Here is a 3,771-nt window from a genome sequence, read left to right as displayed (position 1 = left end):
GGCCCGCGCGGCCGCCGGCGGCGCGCGACGCCGCGGTGAGCCCGCTGCCGTCGCCGGCCCGGCCGGTGCTGGAGGTCGCACAGGGCCTGGAGGGGGCTCTCCCTGCGGAGGAGGCGGCCGGGGCAGCCGAGCCCGCTCAGGCGTCCGGGAGCGGCTGGGAGCGGCGGCTCGCGGGCGGGCTCGCGTTCCTGCGCCGCCGGGTGACGGGCCAGTACGACGTCGACGAGTTCGGGTACGACGAGGAGCTCACCGACCAGGTCCTGATGTCGCTGCTGCGCCCGCTGGCGGAGAAGTACTTTCGGGTCGAGGTGAAGGGCATCGAGAACATCCCCGCGAAGGGCGGGGCCCTGGTGGTGGCGAACCACTCCGGGACGCTGCCGCTCGACGGGCTGATGATGCAGGTCGCCGTCCACGACAATCATCCGGCGGGCCGGCATCTGCGGCTGCTCGCCGCCGACCTGGTCTTCATGCTGCCGGTGGTCAACGAGCTGGCGCGCAAGGCCGGGCACACGCTGGCCTGCGCGGAGGACGCGGAGCGGCTGCTGAGCCGAGGCGAGATCGTCGGGGTGATGCCGGAGGGCTTCAAGGGCATCGGGAAGCCGTTCGGCGAGCGGTACAAGCTCCAGCGGTTCGGGCGCGGCGGCTTCGTGTCGACCGCGCTGCGGGCCGGCGTGCCGATCGTGCCGTGCTCGATCGTCGGTGCGGAGGAGATCTACCCGATGATCGGCAACGCGAAGACGCTCGCCCGGATCCTCGGCATCCCGTACTTCCCGATCACGCCGACGTTCCCGTGGCTGGGGCCGCTGGGCGCGCTGCCGCTGCCGACGAAGTGGACGATCCAGTTCGGCGAGCCGATCCCGACCGACGGCTATCCGCCGGAGGCGGCGGAGGACCCGATGCTGATGTTCAACCTGACCGACCAGGTCCGCGAACAGATCCAGCACACGTTGTACAAGCTGCTGGTGCAGCGCAGGTCGGTGTTCTTCTGAGGGGTACGAGAACGGGGGCGCCCCCACTGGAGGGGCGCCCCCGTCCTCGTACCGCCTAGTCCGCCTTCTCGCTGTCGATGCCGAGGCCCGGGAGGAGGCCCGGCAGGAGCGGCGGGAGGGTGACGTCGGGCTTCGGGACCGTGGACTGGCCGCCGGACGGGGCCGGGCTCGTGCCTGTCGGGGGCGGGTCGAGCAGGCCGCCCGTGTTTCCGCCGAGCAGGCCGTCGTTCTCCGTGTCGCGGGAGCCGGAGCCCGAGGGATGCGGCTGGGTCGCCGTGCCGGGCGCGCCGGGGGATGTTGCCGAGGACGGGGTGCGCCGGTCGCCGCCGGAGCTCGGCGTGCCCGTACCGTCGCCCGGGACGGTGCTGCCGCCGGGGCCCGAGTCCAGGGTGCGGGGGAGCACTGACTGGAGCGGCTCGACGTCTTCGTCTATGGCGTCGAAGACGTCGTTGACCTGGTTGCCCACGTCGGTCAGCTGCACGGGGAGGCGGTCCCTGAGGCCCTGCCAGGTGGCGCGGTGGGACTGCGCGAACGCGTTCAGCCGGGCCATCGGGGCGATCTCGCCGTCCCGGTCGTAGGCGCGGCGGAGCAGACGGTGGCCCTCGGCCGCGTCGTGCTGCATGCCGTTGAGCGCGCGGCGGACCTCGCCCAGCGACTCGTGGTCCAGGGCGCCCGCCCGGTCGCGCTCCATGAGCCGGCGGGCCTCGCTGAGCCGGGTCGACGCCTGGTCGAGGTAGATGCCGCCGCGGTCCGCGTCGTCGTCCGCCATTCCCAGCTTGAGATCTTCCATGCCGCGCTTGAGGCCGTAGAGCGAGTCACCCGGCAGGGCGTCGGAACTCGCTGCGGCCACACCGCTGAACGCGCCCGCGGCCACACCGACCGTGAGGCCGCCCGCGGCGATGCCCTTCGACCAGCGGGAGCGGGGGCGCAATTTGCGGAGGGGCGAGGCCCGATGGGCCCCCCGGCCGCTCGGGGACCGCTGCTCAGGCACGGTAGGGCCCGCTGCACTCCCCTCCGCGAACATCGCCTCCATGGCGGCCACGAGCTGGGCTCGCTGCACCACCTTGGTCTCTGGATCCATTGCGGGCTTCGGCAGCTCGCCCAGACCGGTCGCCAGGGCCAACAGCCGCCCTTGTTCGGCCGGTTCGGCCGAATCCTCGGGCTGCTCGGCCGCCGTGTCCGGAGGAGTCCGATCCTCCAGGGCCTGGGCGAAGGCGTTCGCCCGCCGGTGCGCCGAAACGTTCGCGATCACTGGCGGCACCTCCTCTCGTCATGACGGTCGACTCCCCTGGGGGTCCGGAAGGTTGCACACCTTGAGCGCATCCACACGAAAGAGTGAGTGGAAGTGGACAAAGCATGACCACAGGGAGCCTGCATCCCGCACAACGAGCGGCGCGGCACTTGGGTTACGCGCGAAAGATGATCGGACCAGTGCGTCATCGAGGCGTCACCGACGGTGAGTTGAAGTGGGCGTGGACGGCGGGGGGAGGGGTACTGCGAGTGGGGGCGGGAGGCGGGGTGTCAGCGGGCGTCGTCCGGGAGCAGCCGGGCCAGGGTGCGCACGGCCCGGTACTGGAGGGTCTTGATCGCCCCCTCGTTCTTGCCCATGACCCGGGCGGTCTCGGCGACCGAGAGGCCCTGGAGGAAGCGCAGGGTGACGCACTCCTGCTGCTGCGGATTGAGCCGGCGGACGGCGTCGAGGAGGGCGGCGTTGGAGAGGGACTCCAGGACGGAGTCCTCCGGGCTGCGCTCGACCTCGTTGGCGTCGAGCATTTCGCCGGTGGTCACTTCCAGGCGGAACCGGCTCGACTTGAAATGGTCGGCGACCAGGTTGCGGGCGATCGTGACCAGCCACGCGCCGAAGTCGCGGCCCTGCCAGGTGAAGGTGGAGATCCGGCGCAGGGCGCGCAGGAAGGTCTCGCTGGTGAGGTCCTCCGCCGTCGCCTTCCCGCCGACGCGGTAGTAGATGTAGCGGTAGACGGTGTCGCTGTACTGGTCGTAGAGCCGGCCGAAGGCCTCGGCCTCGCCCGCCTGGGCGCGCTCGACGAGGTCCATCATGCGGGCGCTGTCGCTGTCGGCGGTGGGGCGGCGGGCGGTGGTCGAGGTGCCCGCGCCGCCCCGGCCGCCCCGTCTGACGACGGCGGCACCGCCGTCGGCGAGGGCATAGCAAGGACCGGCCGGTGCCGGTGTGGCGAAGGCGGGTACGGGTACGGCGTACGCGGTGGGGACGAAGCCGCGCAAGTGGTCGAGGACCGTTGCGCGCAGCGTAGCCAGGCCCGAGGCGTCAACCCCGACGTGTGGGTACACGGGACTCCCAGAGGCAGAGCTTCCATCACGTGCAGTGCGGGACCGTTCACCCGTCGTGGCGACGAGTGGGTTCCGGTATGCGTCTGAGGAGAATAACGCTTCGTACAGGCGGCGCTACACCCAGTTGCTCAAATCACCGTTTGGGTCGCTTCTGTTACCGCTAGTGAGTAGATCAAGTCGCACTTCGTGACCGATAGTTGATCGAATTGGTTCGAGAACTGTCAGTCTGCGGGATCCGTTGTGCCCGAGCGCAGACAACAGGACTGGCCGGGCCCCGTGCCGGGTAGGAAGCGCGGATTGGCCGGATACGGCCAGGTGCCGCCCTGTTCGACCACGGACGGGTGACAGCGGCCTGTCCCAGGCAGTCAGAGGTGATCGCGGACGGGCACGGCGCGTCGGCGACGCGCGTACGTCGGCGGCGGGGCGGGCGGGTGCGTCAGCGGCGGCGGCGGTGCAGGGCGACCGCCGCGGCGGT

The 3,771-nt window shown here is 71.5% G+C and carries 3 protein-coding genes; 1 reads left to right on the top strand and 2 read right to left on the bottom strand.

Features of this window, described 5'->3' with window-relative positions; genetic code table 11:
* Positions 1 to 989 (top strand): lysophospholipid acyltransferase family protein (locus VIU94_RS39770; RefSeq protein ID WP_331919702.1); only part of this gene is annotated, 989 nt, incomplete at its 5' end.
* A gap of 55 nt (positions 990 to 1,044) precedes the next feature.
* Here VIU94_RS39770 and VIU94_RS39765 read toward each other — a convergent pair.
* Positions 1,045 to 2,241 carry a DUF5667 domain-containing protein gene (locus VIU94_RS39765; RefSeq protein ID WP_331919700.1) on the bottom strand — a complete coding sequence of 399 codons (1,197 nt, stop codon included), beginning with the start codon at positions 2,239 to 2,241 and terminating at the stop codon, positions 1,045 to 1,047.
* 269 nt (positions 2,242 to 2,510) lie between these two features.
* Complete coding sequence (locus tag VIU94_RS39760; protein WP_331919698.1) at positions 2,511 to 3,296, bottom strand: ECF subfamily RNA polymerase sigma factor, BldN family; 786 nt, start codon at positions 3,294 to 3,296, stop codon at positions 2,511 to 2,513.
* Positions 3,297 to 3,771 lie beyond the last annotated feature (475 nt).

This window comes from Streptomyces sp. (assembly GCF_036566765.1).
Taxonomy (GTDB): Bacteria; Actinomycetota; Actinomycetes; order Streptomycetales; family Streptomycetaceae; genus Streptomyces.
Note: the sequence above shows the minus strand (reverse complement) of the source record. Positions and strands in the feature narration are given on the sequence as shown.